This window comes from Leptothrix mechoopdaensis (SeqCode), from assembly GCF_053893855.1.
In genome coordinates this window covers 689,377-705,129 of sequence record NZ_CM132699.1, presented here as the reverse complement: position 1 = coordinate 705,129, position 15,753 = coordinate 689,377, and the positions used below count along the sequence as shown (strand labels likewise).

General features: G+C 64.6%; 15 protein-coding genes. 6 read left to right on the top strand and 9 right to left on the bottom strand.

All coding sequences use genetic code 11. The features are described 5' to 3' along the window. Positions 1-109: 109 nt before the first annotated feature. On the top strand, positions 110-700 hold the full coding sequence (locus tag ACWA7K_RS03225) for a hypothetical protein (RefSeq protein ID WP_456210336.1): 591 nt from the start codon (positions 110-112) through the stop codon (positions 698-700). A 462-nt stretch (positions 701-1,162) separates the two neighbouring features. Further along, positions 1,163-1,924 (top strand): Abi-alpha family protein, encoded by a 762-nt coding sequence (locus tag ACWA7K_RS03220; protein WP_456165593.1) that lies wholly within the window; start codon positions 1,163-1,165, stop codon positions 1,922-1,924. 169 nt (positions 1,925-2,093) lie between these two features. Here the strand turns inward: ACWA7K_RS03220 and ACWA7K_RS03215 are convergent, their stop codons facing one another. After that, positions 2,094-2,240: a hypothetical protein gene (locus ACWA7K_RS03215; RefSeq protein ID WP_456168920.1), complete on the bottom strand. Its 147-nt coding sequence runs from the start codon at positions 2,238-2,240 to the stop codon at positions 2,094-2,096. Positions 2,241-2,404: 164 nt separating this feature from the next. Here ACWA7K_RS03215 and ACWA7K_RS03210 point away from each other — a divergent pair, with 164 nt between their 5' ends. The 3 genes from ACWA7K_RS03210 (at position 2,405) to ACWA7K_RS03200 (ending at position 4,247) form a co-directional block, all read left to right on the top strand. Next, entirely contained in the window at positions 2,405-2,758 is a 354-nt protein-coding gene (locus ACWA7K_RS03210) for a hypothetical protein (RefSeq protein WP_456165592.1), read from the top strand. Positions 2,759-3,176: 418 nt separating this feature from the next. Beyond that, the gene (locus ACWA7K_RS03205; RefSeq protein ID WP_456165590.1) at positions 3,177-3,407 is read left to right on the top strand and encodes a hypothetical protein; all 231 of its coding nucleotides are present in this window, start codon (positions 3,177-3,179) and stop codon (positions 3,405-3,407) included. 342 nt (positions 3,408-3,749) lie between these two features. Further along, positions 3,750-4,247: a GNAT family N-acetyltransferase gene (locus tag ACWA7K_RS03200; protein ID WP_456165588.1), complete on the top strand. Its 498-nt coding sequence runs from the start codon at positions 3,750-3,752 to the stop codon at positions 4,245-4,247. Positions 4,248-4,506: 259 nt separating this feature from the next. Here the strand turns inward: ACWA7K_RS03200 and ACWA7K_RS03195 are convergent, their stop codons facing one another. From ACWA7K_RS03195 to ACWA7K_RS03180, 4 genes are all read right to left on the bottom strand, one after another. Further along, positions 4,507-5,514, bottom strand: a complete 1,008-nt coding sequence (locus ACWA7K_RS03195) for a Gfo/Idh/MocA family oxidoreductase (protein WP_456165586.1) — start codon at positions 5,512-5,514, stop codon at positions 4,507-4,509. Positions 5,515-5,685: 171 nt separating this feature from the next. Continuing rightward, complete coding sequence (locus ACWA7K_RS03190) at positions 5,686-6,909, bottom strand: sugar ABC transporter permease (RefSeq protein ID WP_456165584.1); 1,224 nt, start codon at positions 6,907-6,909, stop codon at positions 5,686-5,688. Positions 6,910-6,935: 26 nt separating this feature from the next. Further along, entirely contained in the window at positions 6,936-7,751 is an 816-nt protein-coding gene (locus ACWA7K_RS03185) for an ATP-binding cassette domain-containing protein (RefSeq protein ID WP_456165582.1), read from the bottom strand. 78 nt (positions 7,752-7,829) lie between these two features. Continuing rightward, positions 7,830-8,900 carry an ABC transporter substrate-binding protein gene (locus ACWA7K_RS03180; RefSeq protein ID WP_456165580.1) on the bottom strand — a complete coding sequence of 357 codons (1,071 nt, stop codon included), beginning with the start codon at positions 8,898-8,900 and terminating at the stop codon, positions 7,830-7,832. 616 nt (positions 8,901-9,516) lie between these two features. On the opposite strand from ACWA7K_RS03180, the gene ACWA7K_RS03175 reads away from it, so the two are divergent. Next, positions 9,517-10,710 (top strand): Gfo/Idh/MocA family protein, encoded by a 1,194-nt coding sequence (locus ACWA7K_RS03175; RefSeq protein WP_456165578.1) that lies wholly within the window; start codon positions 9,517-9,519, stop codon positions 10,708-10,710. A 24-nt stretch (positions 10,711-10,734) separates the two neighbouring features. On the opposite strand, the gene ACWA7K_RS03170 is transcribed toward ACWA7K_RS03175, so the two are convergent. The 4 genes from ACWA7K_RS03170 to iolD are packed head-to-tail and all read right to left on the bottom strand — an operon-like array spanning position 10,735 to position 15,752. Next, positions 10,735-11,904: a Gfo/Idh/MocA family protein gene (locus tag ACWA7K_RS03170; protein ID WP_456165576.1), complete on the bottom strand. Its 1,170-nt coding sequence runs from the start codon at positions 11,902-11,904 to the stop codon at positions 10,735-10,737. A 38-nt stretch (positions 11,905-11,942) separates the two neighbouring features. Next, complete coding sequence (locus ACWA7K_RS03165) at positions 11,943-13,001, bottom strand: sugar phosphate isomerase/epimerase family protein (RefSeq protein WP_456165574.1); 1,059 nt, start codon at positions 12,999-13,001, stop codon at positions 11,943-11,945. A gap of 25 nt (positions 13,002-13,026) precedes the next feature. After that, positions 13,027-13,845, bottom strand: coding sequence for an SDR family oxidoreductase (locus ACWA7K_RS03160; protein ID WP_456165572.1), 819 nt, complete (start codon positions 13,843-13,845; stop codon positions 13,027-13,029). Between the two features lie 41 nt (positions 13,846-13,886). Continuing rightward, on the bottom strand, positions 13,887-15,752 hold the full coding sequence (iolD, locus tag ACWA7K_RS03155; protein ID WP_456165570.1) for a 3D-(3,5/4)-trihydroxycyclohexane-1,2-dione acylhydrolase (decyclizing): 1,866 nt from the start codon (positions 15,750-15,752) through the stop codon (positions 13,887-13,889). Position 15,753: the final 1 nt, after the last annotated feature.

Genomic DNA, 15,753 nt, shown 5'->3' with positions numbered 1-15,753 from the left:
CAACACTAATCATAGCTTTGCCATTTTCATGGCCAGTGTTGGTGCCCTACGCGCTTCGCACTCCGGCGCCCGCTAACCTAGACGTTAGAACTCTATGCCCACCAGCTCAATGCTCTCCATCATCACGAGAAAAATCCTTACTTCTTGGTTGGTGCTACTCGTTCTGGCCGCATTGACAAAGATCGGGGTTCTTGCTTTGCTCGTACTCGCTCTAACTGGAGCAATGCCGTTTGTGCTCGCAATTCTCTGGCTAAGTCTTTCTGAGAAGGGGAAGGAGATCCGCGGTTGGTTCGAAGTCTGGCATTTGCGAGCGTTCGCTGTTGCCGCGCTGTTCGCATATGGAATTTATGGCCAAAAGTGGGCCGGAGACATCATTAACGAACTATTTAATTTAGATAGCAGGTACTTTGGCATCACGTCCGCAGTGCTAGCAGTATTATTCACGCCCTTTGGCCTTCTATACCGCACAGATGTCGTCGGCATCGCCTTCAATCTATTCGACATAACGACTACCTTGATAATTCCGTTCTACTTTATCTATTTCCTGGTCGCCAAGGGTGTCGAGGGCCGCGGAAGAAAGATAGGCTACCTTGTTCTTGTTGTAGTTGCGACCTCTGCAGTCTCTTGCCCTCGCTTACAACATTGCCAAGACGTTCAAGCCCGCGGTGAAGACTTTTGCCATATGGGCCGACTTCAATGAAAACCATCTCTGCACTGATCCGTGGGCATCCGATGCACAAGGCGTCGCATTCTTGGATGACGGACGGGTTCTCGGGTATTTCCCGCATGCAACTGACCACCAGTTCAAGGTCGTTACTTGCAACTATGCAAAAGAGTTCTGACCATTCAGTCAAGCGGAACGCCCCGCCGGCAAGCCGGCCTCTCGCCCCTCACCCCCAACGACAAGGGCATCCTCACCTGTCGAGCAAAACCAATCCCTGACGAATTGCGCAGCAATTCGCTTGGAAATGGTTTCTGAACCTATCTATCGCCGCGCCGGAACATCAGAAGGAACAAGGGTGCGGACTGCAAAACTACAACCGGTTTTTATTGCAGCTTCCGAGAGGTGTGAGTTGATGAGCGTCTGCAACCCCATCGTCGCACATCGGGACGGGAATGCCCCTTTCACTCGTTAGGCTTCATCAAACCAACACCTACGACCATGTCCATTGAAGAAGACGCATCAAAGGCCGCAATCGACTCAATTGGAAAAGTCGCTGGAGCGATCTACTCTGATGTGGCGAGCCCTGCAGCGAAGGAATTTGGAACTGCAATTGAGACCGTGTTCAAGATCGGCCTGTCGCCAGTCGCAATGCTCGGGTGGGGGTTCGAGCAATCCAAAGAGTGGCTACGAAAGAAGATTGAGAAGCGTTTGAGTGAAACCCCACCGGCATTCCGCACGTCACCTTCAAACCAGATCTCGATGCAGTCGATTACACAGATTGCGATGTCCCACGATGCTCCAGAATTGCGCGAATTGTATGCTGAACTTTTGCTAAAGGCCATGGACACTCGAACTAGAGACAACGTCCACCCTTCGTACATCTCCTTGATTTCGCAACTTACTCCACAGGAGGCTTTGATATTCGTGAGTTTTGGAGATCGATTCGCTCACGCGCTATTTGATGAGGATCGCAAGCCGCCTCATTTTGCCGCACCCGGCACAATCGAAGGGCAGTTCTCAAACTACTGTCGGGCACTGGGCTTTGGAAGCGAGTACCCCGTGCAGTTGTGGCTTGAGAATCTACAGCGTTTGAATTTGGTCTCCCTCGAAACTGTGACTGAAGTTGAGTACAAAAGGGCTGACGAAGACTCTCCGTCGCCTTGGGTCAGTAAGGACGAGCGCAGATTTTTGTACATGACCGAGTATGGCTCTGCATTTTTGAACGCATGCACCCCTCAAACTGTGCCGGATGAAGCCTAACCCTTCTACAAGGACTTCCCCGCGATCCGCTACCCCCGTGGCAGGGAATTGATCTCCAGACGACTTCTTCAAGCTGTGCGCCTTGAATCCACTTCACGTTCAGGAACAAACTGTCCAACTACAAACAGACACGTGACCCGTTACACGGCGTTGGTCCAGACACGACCGCTCAGCAAGACCGCGAGTTGCCGACCATTGTGGGCGTCATGTCCGTTGCCAAGGCAAAACCCACCAGCGCCGCCTCGCCTGCCTCGTCCACGCCATGCAGCGCGATAACGTTCTTGGCGAGATCGATCCCAACAAACACAATGGTCATGGCCACCCCCTTCCGAGAGGTGTGAGTTGATGAGCGTTTGCAACTCCATCATCGCGCATGGGGACGGGGTTGTCCCGTTCATTCGTTAGACATAGTATGGAGCGACAGTGGGTACACCAACGACGCAAACACAGAGCAGAAGTATGCGAATCAAATTCTCTGACATGATTCAGGTGATGCGGCACGCCAACCTTGCGATTGCTCTCATGTATTGCAGTGCTGCGTTCGCCTACGATCCCGTCGATTGCCTGGATGATATAGCGAAGGTGGATCCTGAAATTTCTGTCGGGTTGAGCACAAGACTCTGTGCAGCGGCTTGGACGCAAGAACCTGTTTTGTGCTACTCAGCGGTTTCGAAAGTAGATGGCGGCATTCCACGTGGCATTGCTATTGATCTTTGCGCCGGCTCGAAAAACGCCGAAGAGACCGTTGCCTGCTACGTCAAGGCAGGGATAGAGAGAAAGTTGAACCGCGGGCTCTCAACGACTCTTTGTGGCGCAAGGAAGATCGAAAGGTAGTCCGATCAGAGCAACAAACTCGGCGAACCGCCACCCCTTGGCAGGCGTTTGATCTCCTGACGACCTCTTTAAGCCGTGCGTTTTGAATCCGCATCGCAGTCAGGCGCCGACTACACATCTACCAACGGACTTTTTGCGCCGTTACATGGCGCCGGACCGGATACGAACCGCTCAGCACGACCGCGAGTTGCCGACCGTTGTGGACGCCATGGCCGTTACCAAGGCTAGACCCACCAGTGTCGCCTTGCCCGCCTCATCCACGCCATGCAACGCGAAAACGCTCTTGGCGAGATCAAGCCCAACAAAACCAGTGGTCATGGCCATACCCTTCCGAGAGGTGCGAGTTGATCAGCGTTTGCAACCCCATCGTCTCGCATCGGGACGGGAATACTCCTTTCATTCGCTAGGCTTTGCCATCATGTACAAGCGCATCACTGCTTACCGCATCGTCGTTGTCGTTCTGGCGTTGCTTTGCATCGCTCTAGCCATAGCTGAATACGTTGGAAACATGATTAACGCGTTTTACTTCCCTCGTCACGCCAAGAACAACAGTTCATGGACCATGCTTGGTCTGGCATTGTTGGCCGTGATTCTTTTTGCAGAAGCATTCTTAACTGCTTTGCCGAAGGCTTTGCGCCGAGAGCCATAGCTGGCGGGATGACATTGCAAATCTCCATCTGGCTGTCTGCCTTTGGAGGCATGCTTACCAGCGTGGGGGCGCCAAAGCATTCTCTGCCGCTGCTGCCTGAAGGGAGATGCGCGCGGGAATCAAAAAACTGGTCTCGTTGCACGACCGGACACAACGTGCTTCCTTGCCCGCCTCATCCACGCCATGCAACGCGAAAACGCTCTTGGCGAGATCAATCCCAACAACACAATGGTCATGGCCATCCCCTTCCGAGAGGTGTGAGTTGATGAGCGTTTGCAACACCATCGTCTCGCATCGGGACGGGGATGACCCTTTTATTCGTTAGGCGGCATTGGGGAAACCGTGGTTCATATCGTTCCGTTCTCACCAGAGCATGCTTCCGGCGTCATCTCGCTCATTCTGCCCATCCAACAGTCGGAGTTCGGAATACCAATCACGCTGGAGGCGCAGCCCGATCTAGTGGACATTCCTGCCTTCTATAGGTATGGCCAAGGCAACTTCTGGGTCGCACTGGACGGTGAGGCCGTCATCGGCACCGTAGCATTGCTCGACATCGGCAATCACCAGGCCGCACTGCGCAAGATGTTCGTAGCCGCGTCGCACCGTGGTGCTGAGCACACCGTTGCCAAGCGATTGCTCGAAACTCTTGTGCATTGGTGCCGCACCCGCCAAGTCCGGGAAGTGTTTCTTGGAACCACAGCCAAATTTCTCGCTGCGCACAGGTTCTATGAGAAGAACGGGTTCCGCGAGGTCCAGCGGGGCGAGTTGCCCGTAGGCTTTCCGGTCATGGCGGTCGACTCCAAGTTCTACTGCATGCGCACGGAGCCAGATGCCGCCTAACCGATCAAACGGAGCGCCAACGGCAGGCCCCCAGTCGCCGAATCCACACTCCGCTCCAACGCCCCGGATCGCGCGCCATCATTCAGCCCCCCCTCCGAATCAACCCACCCCATCCAACCCAGACCCATCAAGCCCGCGCCCAGGCCCCTCCAAATGGCCTGCCACTGCCACTCCGTCCGCCGAGCCGGCATGACGTTCCTCAGCAGCCGCGCCGATTTGTCCAGACCTGTCAGCGACACGCTCATCCAGCGCCGCCCTATCAGCGATAGATCCCAGGCTGCTCGATCAGCTCCACCGTCTGGCGCTGGCCGGTGGTCAGGGCGGTGACGCCGGACTCGGCGATGCGGGTGGCGCAGTAGGCGTCCCAGGCGGTGGAGGCGACCGGGGACGGCACGCCGGTGCGGATGGCGTGCAGCCAGGCGAGGTTCTGCAGCCGGTAGGCCTCGGCGAAGCGTGGGCGCCAGTCGGGTGGGTAGGACTCGCGGGACTGCAGGTCGGCGTGGACCTCGGTCAGCACGGGTGAACGCAGGAACACGCTGCCGCGTTCGCCGACCAGTTCGGCGCGCACGTCGTAGCCGTAGCCGGCGTTGTTGTTGACCTCGACGGTGACAAGCTGGCCGCCGCGGGTGCGCATCACCATGAAGACCGGTGCGCCCGTCCGGGTCGTGTCGATCGAGGTGGGCTGGAAGACCGAGATCTCGGTGATGTCCTGCCCCAGCAGGAAACGCGCGGCATCGAACTCGTGCGGTGCCGAGTTGGAGATCGCCATGCGCCCGCTGAAGTTGGCCGGCGCGGTCACGTTGCGGTGGAAACAATGCAGCATCACCGCAGCACCGACGCGGTCCTGACGGAGCGCGGCCTTCATCTCGGCATAGGCCGGATCGAAACGGCGCATGAAGCCGATCTGGACGCGCCGCTGGCCGAGCCGCGATTCGAGTTCCATCACGCGGATGCACTCGGCCGATGACTGCGAAAGCGGCTTCTCGCACAGCACATGCTTGCCGGCCTCGATGGCCGCGAGCGTCAGCGGCGCGTGGGTCTCGTCGGGGCTGGCGATGACCAGCGCATCGACCCGGTCGCTGGTCGCGGCCTCGATCGCATCGGTCGTCACGTGCGGCACGCCGAACGGCCGGGCGACCTGTTCGGCGCGATCCTTCGAGACATCGCAGACCAGCGCCAGCTCGGCGCCGGGCAGTTGTTCGGCGAACAGCCGGGCATGGTCCATGCCCATGATGCCGGTGCCGATCAGGCCGATGCGCAGGTTCATGTGGGGTCGATCCGGTCGGGTGTGGCGACGGGCCGTCGCGGGTCGCCAGCGGGGAAAAAAGCCTTCCGGAGCACCGCAGCAGGAGACCTGCGCTGCGGTGCCCGGAAGGCACGCGTCAACCGATCGTATCGGTTGGTTCGCTCCACCCCAACCCCGTCCCCACGAGGTCCGTCAGAAGGCCTGCTGCCCCGTCGCCTTCTCGATCAGCTTGTCGATCGACACCGCCAGCACCAGCAGCAGGCCGGTGACGATCAGGCGGATCTCGTTCTCGACGCCCATCAGGTTCAGGCCGTTCTGGACCGTGCCGATGACCAGCGCGCCCAGCAGTGCGGCATGCACCGAGCCGCGTCCGCCGAACAGGCTGACGCCGCCGATGACGGCCGCCGCGATCGACTCCAGCAACAGCGTGCCGCCGCCGATGCCACCGCCCGAGAAGGCGCCGACGCCGAGGGTCCGCGAGGCGGCCAGCACGCCGGCAATCGCGGCCACGGCACCGGCGATGCCGAAGGCGGCCATCTTGATGCGACCGACGTTGACGCCGGTGCGGCGGGCCGCCTCGTCGTTGTTGCCGACGGCATAGAGGTAGAGCCCGAACTGCGTTTCATTGAGCACGTAGCCGCCAAGGCCGAGCATGGCCGCGAAGATCAGCACCAGCAGCGGCACGCCCTGGTGCGCGTTCAGCACGGCGATGACGACGACGCCCAGCAGCGTCCCACCCAGCAGCGGTGCCGCCAGGCCCGACAGCAGCGAGACCGGCAGGCCGACGCGGCGACGGCGCAGCGCGTTCGAGACCGTGATGCCGATGTAGACCAGCAACCCGACCAGCAGCAGCGCCCAGGCCCACAGGCCCTCGATGCGCGTCTGCGCGATCTTCTCGATGCCCGTGCCCATCAGGCCGTAGCGGGCCGTCTGCGGCAGCAGCAGCAGCTGTGCGCCGTTCAGCGCCAGGCCCAGGCCCAGCGTGACGACGAAGGACGGCACGCCGATGTAGGTCATCCAGCGCGACGACAGGCAGCCGATGACACCCCCGGCCACCACGGCGCAGGCCACCGCCGTCCACGGCGAATAGCCGAACTCGACGATCAGCTTGGCCATCAGCACGGCGGTCACGCCGTTGATGGCGGCCACCGACAGGTCGATCTCCTTGACCAGCAGCACGAACATCAGGCCCAGCGCCATGACGCCCACCACGGTGCTCTGCAGCAGCAGGTTCGACAGGTTCTGCGGCGACAGGAAGACGTCGCTCTGGATCGCGAAGAAGATCCACAGCGCCACCAGGCCGATGACCACGGGCAAGGCCCTCAGGTCCGAGGCCAGCAGTTCGCCGAAGGTGCGCCGCTTCTGCGGCGGCGGATAGGTGCCCGAATCGATCGGCGCCGACATGACTTGTGCCACTTGCTTCTCCTTGCTTTGCATGCGCCTCAACCTGCGAGGTTCACGCCTTCGTTGCCGCCGACCATCGCGTTGACCACCTGCTCGCCGGTGACCTCGCGGGACTTGAAGCTCGCGGCGTTGGCACCCAGGCGCATGACCTCGATGCGGTCGGTCGACTTGACGACGAAATGGTGGATGTCGTGGCTCACCACGACGATGCCCAAGCCCTCGTCGGCCAGCGTGCGGATCAGGCGCGAGACCTGCTCGGCGGCCGAATGGCTCAGCGCGGCAGTCGGCTCGTCGAGGATCAGCACCTTGGGCGTCCACAGGATCGAACGGGCGATGGCGATGTTCTGGCGCTGGCCGCCGGACATGGCGCCGACCGGCCGGGTCAGCGACAGGTTGCCCAGCCGCATGCGGGTCATGACCTCGCGGGCGCGGATCTCGCATTCGGCGCGCTGGATGCGTCGGCCGAACCACGCCGAACCGGTCAGCTCACGGCCCAGGAAGAGGTTCTGCACCGCGTCCAGGTTGTTGCACAGCGACAGGTCCTGGTAGACGGTCTGGATGCCGTGGCCGGTCGCGTCCGACGGGCTGTTGATGCGGGCAGGCTTGCCGTCGATCTCGTAGTCGCCGGAGTCGTAGCCGTGCACGCCCGCCATGACCTTGACCAGCGTCGACTTGCCCGCGCCGTTGTCACCCACCAGGGCGACCACCTCGCCGGCATGGACCTCGACGGATGCGCCGCGCAAGGCCTTGACCGAGCCGAAGGCCTTGGTGATGTTGCGCATCGAGATCAGCGGCGCAGTCTTGCCGCCGGATGCGGTGCCGGCGCCAGCCGCGTGCGAAGTCTGTGCAGTCATGGAAGACCTCTTCAGGTAACTCATCAAAAGTGACGGGGCGGCCCCGTGGCCGCCCCCTTCAGGTCTGGCGACCCGGACTTACTTGTTGTTGGCCTGGCAGACCGGCGTGTTCTGGATGCCCTGGCAGATCTGGGCCCAGGTCCACACGCCTGCCTTCACGACGTCCGACAGGTTGTCGGCGGTGATGTTGCTGACCGGCAGGAAGACCGCGGGCACGTCCATGAACTTGTTGTTCACCTTGCCGTTGATCAGGTTCTTGGGCACGCCCTTGCCGGCGAGCAGCGAGGCGACCACGTCGGCCGCGTAGGTGGCCTCGACCTTCAGGTCCTTCAGGACCGAGTTGTCCTGCCAGCCCATCGCGACGTAGCGCAGCGCCTCGACGGTGGCGTCCTGGCCGCCGGTCACCAGCTTCTGGCCGGGCTTGAAGCCCTGGCTGATCAGCGCCGCGACCGAGCCGCCGGTGGTGCCGTCGTTCATGCCCAGGAAGACGTCGACGTCGCCCTTGTTGCGGGTCAGGCAGTCCTCGGCGAAGGCCTGCGCCTTCACCGGATCCCAGTTCTCGGTGTACTGCTCGCAGACGACCTTGACCTTGCCCGAGGCGATCAGCGGCTTCAGGAACTCGTTCTGGCCGGCCTCGTACTGGCCCGTGCCGTATTCGCCCTGGTTGCCCTTGACGCGGGCGACCTTCACGACCGGCTTGTTGATCTTCTTGATCATCTCGGCGGCGCGCTTGCCCTGGGCCTGACCGACCGACAGCGAGTCGAACACGACGTGGGCTTCGGCCTTGCCGCCGACCGCGTCATGGTCGTACAGGACGACCGGCACCTTGGCCGCCGCAGCAGCCGCCAGGCTGCCGGCCGACAGGTTGGCGTCGGCGGCGGTGTAGACGATGACCTTGGCGCCCTGCGCGATCGCGTCCTCGACCAGACGCTGCTGGCGCGACGGGTCGCCCTGGGCGTTCTGCACGATCACCTTGGCCTGCGGCGCCTTGGCCTTCATGGCCTCGACGAAGAAGGGCGCGTCACGGCTCTCGAAGCGGATCGTGGTGGCGTTGGGCAGCAGGAAGAAGACCTTGTCTTCGGCCATGGCCGAGGTGGCCGCGCTGGCGAGGATCGATGCGGCCAGGGTGCCGAGGATGCGTTGCTTCATGGGGTGTCTCCGGGAATGTTCGTGCGCACTTGGACGGAGATGGCACGGATCGACCTGAACCCGGGCCGTCCCCCGGGAGTCTTGGTGAACCAGCGGCGCGCAGTCGCACCGCACCTGTTGGCAGGTTTTTCGATATCGATCGAGATACTCGGAAGCGATCTCGACAAGAACTGCACAAGCGATATTCGGATCGATGCGCATCGAATCATCCAAAACCGGTTCAACGGGTTCGGATAACCCCATGACGAATCGAATGGGCGAAGGAATCCAGAGGCCGGATGAATCCGGTCTCGAAAGAAACGAACAGGAGATTCGAATACTGCTGACCGCCGTTCCGACAGGGTCTGGAGCCCTGCCATCGGGCTCGTCCTGCGGGCCGGCGAGACCTGCGCTTTCAACGTGAGGGAAATTTAGCGCAATGAAAATTGCACGTCAATGCATGTTGCACCCGTAATTGCCAGAACATCGGGAAAACCTGGAGAGCTCGCCACGGTCCTGGTCGTTGCGCCCTGGGGAAACGAGGGTTAACCATGATGCCCAGGCGCCGCAACGTTCATTGCAATGCGTCAACCTTCAGGGCCTGCACAGCCCCCGTCCAACCCACCCACACCCGCCCATGACCGCCATGACCTCGGACCCGACACGGTCCTTTCCGCCGCCTTCCCGCCACCTGCGCCTCGGCTTCGTCGGCGGCGGCCAGGGCGCCTTCATCGGCGAGGTGCATGCCAATGGCGCGCGCCTGTCCGGCCGCTGGCAGATCGTGGCCGGTGCGCTGTCGTCGGACCCGGCGCGCGCGCGGGCCTCGGGCCGTGCGTGGCTGCTGGACGATGACCGCGTCTACACCGACTACCGCGAGATGGCGCGGGCCGAGGCGGCCCGTGCGGACGGCATCGACGCGGTCGTGATCACGACGCCCAACCACCTGCACCACCCGGTCGCGGCGGCCTTCATGGACGCGGGCATCGACATCATTTCCGACAAGCCGCTGACGACGAACTCGGCCGATGCGGCGGACCTCGTGCGGCGCCAGCGCGAGACCGGCCTGGTGTTCGGCGTGACCTATGCCTACGCGGCCCACGTGATGGTCCGGCAGGCCCGCGAGATGATCCGGCGCGGCCTGATCGGCACGGTCCGGCAGGTCCACGTCGAATACTTCCAGGAATGGGCGCTGCACCTGAGCGACCAGGGCGCCGACAGGCCGTGGCGGCTCGATCCGGCCCGGGTCGGCCGCGCCTTCACGGTCGGCGACATCGGCACCCACGCGATGCACCTGGCGGCCTTCGCGACCGGGCTGGACGTCGAGCGGGTGCGGGCCGATTTCCATGTCTCGGGCGAGCCCAAGGCGCTGGAGGACACCGCCTTCATGCACCTGCGCCTGACCGGTGGCGTGCCCGGCACGCTGATGGTGTCGCAGGCGGCGGCGGGCACGCAATGCGGCCTGAAGCTGCGCGTGTTCGGCAGCCTCGGCGGGCTGGAATGGGAACAGGAGAACCCCGAGTTCCTGCGCCACACGCCGTTCGACGCGCCCACGCAGGTGATCGGCCGCGGCTACGGCGGCGGCATGCTGGAGCCGGCCGTGCGGCTGGTGCGCATGCCGCGCGGCCATCCGGAGGCGCTCAGCGACGCCTGGGCCAACCTCTACACCGAGCTCGCCATCACCATCGACGCGCGCCGCCAGGGCATCACCCTGCCCGACGGTCTGCTGAACCACCCGACGGTGCACGAGGGCGCGCAGGGCGTGCGCTTCGTCGAAGCGGCGGTCGAATCGAATGCCAGCGGGCAATGGGTGGATTGCCGCTGGCCTGCCTGAGACTAGCCTTGACCGACGGTCCGATCAGACCGAGACGGGCTTGAGCGACTGGCCACCGGCCTGTGCGCTGTCGACCACGGCATCGACGAAGGCGACGCCCTTCAGGCCGTCCTGCACGCCGGGGATGTGGCGGCCGATCGCCGTCGGCTGACGGCCTTCCTGGCGCGCCCGGATCGCCTCGGCGAAGCCGGCGTAGAGGTTGCCGAAGGCTTCGAGGTAGCCCTCCGGATGGCCCGGCGGCGTGCGGGTGCGGACCTTGGCCGATTCCGACAGGTCGTCCGCGCCGCGCTTGATGCGCTGGGTGCGGCCGAACAGGCCGGTGAACTCCAGCTCGTTGGGCTGTTCCTGGAACCAGGTCAGCGAGCCCTTCTCGCCGAAGACACGCAGGCGCACGCCATTCGAGCAGCCGATCGCCACCTGCGACGACCACAGCAGGCCACGCGCGCCGCCCTCGTAGCGCAGCATCACGTGGGCGTTGTCGTCCAGCGCACGGCCGGCCACGAAGGTGGCGAGGTCGGCACTGAGCGATTCCAGCTTCAGCCCGGTGACGAAGCCGGCGAGGTGATAGGCGTGCGTGCCGATGTCGCCGATCGAGCCGCCCCGGCCCGACTTCTTCGGGTCGGTGCGCCAGGCCGCCTGGGCATTGCCCTGGCTCTCGATCGCGGTGGCCATCCATTCGAGCGGGTACTCGACCTGCACCACCCGGATCGCGCCGAGCAGGCCGGCGGCGACCATCTCGCGCGCCTCGTGGACCATCGGGTAGCCCGAGTAGGTGTAGGTCACGCCCATGAAGCGGCCGGTGCGGCGCACGATGGCTTCGAGCTCGACGGCGTCTTCCAGCGTGGTCGTCAGCGGCTTCTCGCAGATGACGTCGAAGCCGGCTTCAAGGAAGGCGCTGGCGATCGGGAAGTGGGTGTGGTTGGGCGTGCAGATGGCGACCGCGTCGACGCGGTCCTCGCGCTGCAGTTCGGCGGCCAGCATCTCGCGGTAGTCGCCATAGGCCCGGTCGGCGCCAATGCCCTGGCTGGCCGCGAAACGGCGGCCGCGTTCGGCGTCGACGTCGAAGGCGCCGGCCACCAGCTGGAAGCCGTTGTCGAGCCGGGCCGCGATGCGGTGGATGTTGCCGATGTAGGCGCCTTCGCCGCCACCGACCATGCCGAGTCGCAGTGGCCGGGCGGAAGTCGTGTTCGTCATGTGGGTCTCTCTGTGGTTCTGTCGACCAGTCGGGTGGCTCAGCGGTTGAGCCCCAGCATCTCGCGGTTGGCCGCCTTGTCGGCGCCCGAGCGCACGAAGTCATCGAAGGCCCGTTCGGACACCTTGATGATGTGGTCGCGGATGAAGCGCGCGCCTTCGGCCGCGCCGTCCTCGGAGTTCTTCAGGAAACACTCCCACTCCAGCACGGCCCAGCCGTCGAAGTCGTAGGTCGCGAGCTTCGAGAAGATCGCGCCGAAGTCGACCTGGCCGTCACCGAGCGAGCGGAAACGCCCGGCCCGGTTCTTCCACGGCTGGAAGCCGCCATAGGCACCGGTCTTGCCGTTCGGGCGGAACTCCGCGTCCTTGACGTGGAACATCTTGATCCGCTCGTGGTAGTGGTCGATGAAGGCCAGGTAGTCGAGCGACTGCAGCACGAAGTGGCTGGGGTCGAAGAGCATGTTGCAGCGGCGATGGTTGCCGACGCGTTCGAGGAACATCTCGAAGCTCAGGCCGTCGTGCACGTCCTCGCACGGGTGGACCTCGAAGCACAGGTCGACACCCTGCTCGTCGAACTGGTCGAGGATCGGCCGCCAGCGCGTGGCCAGCTCGTCGAAGGCCTCGTCGACCAGGCCCTCGGGCCACTGCGGGTACGGGTAGAGATAGGGCCACAGCAGCGAGCCGGTGAAGGACACGTGCCGGTCGATGCCGAGCCGGCGCGAGGCCCGCGCGCAGTAGCCCATCTGCTCGACCGCCCAGGCCTGGCGGGCGGCCGGGTTGCCGCGGAAGGCGGCCGGTGCGAAGGCGTCCATGATCTGGTCATGGGCCGGATGAACGGCCACCAGCTGGCCGGTGATGTGCGAGGCCAGCTCGGTGATCTGCACGCCGCTCTCGTGCAGCGCGCCGATCAGCTCGTCGCAATAGGTCTGGCTCTCGGCCGCCCGCTTGAGGTCGATCAGGCGGGTGTCCCAGGTGGGGATTTGCACGCCGGCAAAGCCCTTGTCGGCGGCCCAGCGGCCGATGGTGGGCAAGGTGTTGTGGGGGGCTTCGTCGGTCGCGAACTGCGCCAGGTAGACGCCGGGGCCCTTGATGGTGCGCATGGTGCTTGTCCTTGGGGTGTCGGGTTCAGGCGCTCAGCACGTCGGCGGGTGCCGGCGGGCCGCCGTCATAGGCGCCCCAGACCGACTGGTCGAAATGGATCACCGAGCCGGTCATCATTCCGCTGTCGTCGCTGGCCAGGAAGGCCACCGCACGGGCCACTTCGGCCGGGTCGAGCAGACGGCCGAAGGGTTGCGCGGCGGCGGCCTTGGCGAGCCAGTCCGGATCGGCGTGGTGGTACTCGCGCTGGACGCGGTCCTCGCCGTCCGAGGCCATCCAGCCGATGTCGAGCTGGTTGACGCGGATGCGGTTGCGCATCAGCGCGTAGCCGGAGTTGCGGGTCAGCGTGGCGAGCGCGCCCTTGGAAGACGAATACGGCGACAGGAAGGGCTGGCCGGCGCGTTCGGAGGTCGAGCCGATGTTGACGATGGCGCCCTGGATGCCGTCGCGGATCATCAGCTTGACGGCGTCCTGCATCAGGAAGAACGGCGCGCGGACGTTGACCGCGAACATGCGGTCGAACAGCTCCTCGGACGTGTTCAGCAGGTTGCCGCGATCGGTCAGGCCGGCCGCGTTGACCAGCACGTCGACGCGGCCGAAGGCCTCGTCGGCCGCGGCGATCACGCCACGGCAATCGGCCACCTGGCCCAGGTCGGCGGCGACGAAGACGGTCTTGACGCCCATCTCGCCCTGGATGCGCTCGGCCACCGCGCGGCCCTTGTCGGCACTGCGGCCGCAGATCACCAGGCCGGCCGCGCCGGCCAGCGCCAGCTGTCGTGCCACGGCGGCGCCCAGGCCCTGCGTGCCACCGGTGACGACGGCCACCTTTCCATCCACTCTGTTCATGTGCTGCTCCGGAAAAAAAGATTGAGGCGCGACGACGTCGCTCAGACGCCGACGCGCTGCTTGCTGCGGATCAGCAGCTGCGCCTCGCGGGCGGCCTGGACCGACGGGCGGTTGCTGACCTCGGGCACGCCGACGTCCCAGTCGGCATCACCCGGCACCCAGGCGTAGGCATCGGTGGCGATGGTCAGCACGGTGGTGCGGTCGTTGCCCTGCGCCCACTCGAAGGCATCGGCCAGCTCGGCCAGCGTGGTGCAGCGGCGGGCCAGCGCGCCCATCGATTCGGCATGCCTGGCGAAGTCGACCTGGAAGGGCTCGACGACGCGGCAGTCCTTCAGCAGGTTGTTGAAGCCGGGCACGCCCTTGAAGGTCTGCAGGCGGCTGATGACGGCGTAGCCGGCGTTGTCGCAGACCACCACGATCATCTTGTGGCCCGACAGCACGGACGAGTAGATGTCCGAGTTCATCATCATGTAGGTGCCGTCACCCAGCATGACGACCGGCGTGCCGGTGCCGCCACCGGGGGTGCCCTTGGCCAGCGCATGGCCCCAGCCGGCGGCGATCTCGTAGCCCATGCAGCTGAAGCCGAACTCGCAGTCGAAGGTGTGCGGCTGCTTGACGCGCCAGCCCTTGGTGACCTCGCCGGGCAGGCCGCCGGCGGCGGTGATCAGCGTGTCGTCGGCGCGGGCGCCGCGGTTGATGACCTCGACGACCTGGGCATAGGTCGGCACCTTCGCGTCGCCCTTGTCCTTCTTGAAGTCGTCCAGCAGCGCCTCCCATTCGGAGAACAGCACGCGCGACTTGGCGGTCCAGCCGACCGGTGCGCGCCAGTCGCCCAGGCCCTGCTCGATCTCGCCGACCGTCTCCAGCGCATCGCCCACCACCGCCAGCGCGCGGTGCTTGGTGGCGTCCCAGCGGGCGGTGTTGACGCTGATGAAGCGGGCGTCCTGGCGGAAGGCGGTCCACGAACCGGTGGTGAAGTCCTGCAGGCGCGTGCCGATGGCCAGGATCACGTCGGCGCCGGCGGCCAGCGCGTTGGCCGAGGTCGAGCCGATGATGCCGATCGGGCCGGCGTGGGCCGGGTGGTCGTGCGTCACGCCGCCCTTGCCGGCAATGGTCTCGACCAGCGGGATGCCACGCTCCAGCGCGAACTTCGCGACCGCTTCCTCGGCCTGCGAATAGCGCACGCCGCCGCCCGAGATGATCAGCGGCGCCTTGGCCGACTTCAGCAGCTCGATCGCGTCGCGCACCTTCTGGCGGTCGGCGCGCGGGCGCGGGATCGTCCAGGTGGTCGGCTCGAAGAAGGCGACCGGGTAGTCAAAGGCGACTTCCTGGGTGTCCTGGCACAGACCGATGAAGGCGGGGCCGCAGTCGGCCGGATCGAGCATCGCCGCGACCGCCTGCGGCAGCGAGGTGATGATCTGCTCGGGCAGCGTGATGCGGTCCCAGTAGCGGGAGACGGCCTTGAAGCAGTCGTTGACCGTCGTCGTCGGGTTGCCGTAGTGCTCGACCTGCTGCAGCACCGGATCGGGCAGGCGGTTGGCGAAGGTGTCGCCGGCCAGCAGCAGCACCGGCAGGCGGTTGGCATGTGCCACGCCGGCGGCGGTGACCATGTTGGCGGCGCCCGGGCCGATCGAGGTGGCGGCCACCATGATCTGGCGACGCCGCTTGGCCTTGGCGAAGCCGATCGCGGCCAGCGCCATCGACTGCTCGTTCTGGCCGCGCCAGGTCGGGAACTCGTCCTTGACCGCCTCCAGCGCCTCGGACAGGCAGGTCACGTTGCCGTGGCCAAAGATCGCGAACACGCCCGCGAACAGCGGGACGCGCTGGCCGTCGATCACGGTGTACTGGTTCTGCAGGTAGCGCACGAGGGCTTGCGCCATCGTCAGCCGAAGGGTGGTCTGGGCCATG